Here is a 780-nt window from a genome sequence, read left to right on the forward strand (position 1 = left end):
GATTTCTTCTCCATACACTTCTGTTTTCAAGCGTATTCGTATTTTAGATTCAACTGCATTTCAACTCCCGGATGTATTTTCATCGGTTTATCCAGGTGCGGGAGGATGCAGCCATACAGCTGGGATAAAAATTCAACTTGAGTATGATTTGTTAAGTGGACAGTTCCTACATATTCATACAGGCCCAGGCAAACAACATGATCGCACTTACGGCTCTCTGTGTGCCCCAACTGTGACAGCGAATGATTTATGTATCCGAGATTTAGGTTATTTTCATTTAAAAGACCTTCAATATATACAAGATAAAGAGGCCTACTATATCTCTCGTATCAATTCGAATACACGTATTTATCAAAAAAATCCTAACCCTGATTATTTTCAAGACGGAAGAATTAAGAAAGGTACAGAGTATATACAGATAGATATGGAGACGGTAATGAACTCCCTTCAACCAGGACAAACATGTGAAATAGCTGATGCTTATGTAGGAATGATTGATAAAGTGCCAGCTCGTGTAATTGTCCATCGATTAACAAAACAACAACAACAACAAAAACGATTACAAGATCAAGCTGTAAGAGAAAAAAAGAAAGGAATGAAGTATTCTCCTCGTAGTAAACGACTCAGTGGTATCAATGTATATATGACAAACACCCCTACAGATATTGTCCCGATGGGACAGGTACATGACTGGTATTCTTTGCGTTGGCAAATCGAAATTTTATTTAAAACGTGGAAGTCATTCTTTCAAATTCATCATTGTAAAAAGATAAAACCAGA

At 36.8% G+C, this 780-nt stretch carries 1 protein-coding gene; it reads left to right on the top strand.

What is annotated here, in order from left to right; all coding sequences use genetic code 11:
• Window positions 1-780: IS4 family transposase (locus JDS80_RS30665; RefSeq protein ID WP_199640815.1), on the top strand; the 780-nt coding region annotated here is incomplete at both ends.

This window comes from Bacillus cereus group sp. N8 (assembly GCF_016483685.1).
Classification (GTDB): Bacteria; Bacillota; Bacilli; order Bacillales; family Bacillaceae_G; genus Bacillus_A; species Bacillus_A proteolyticus.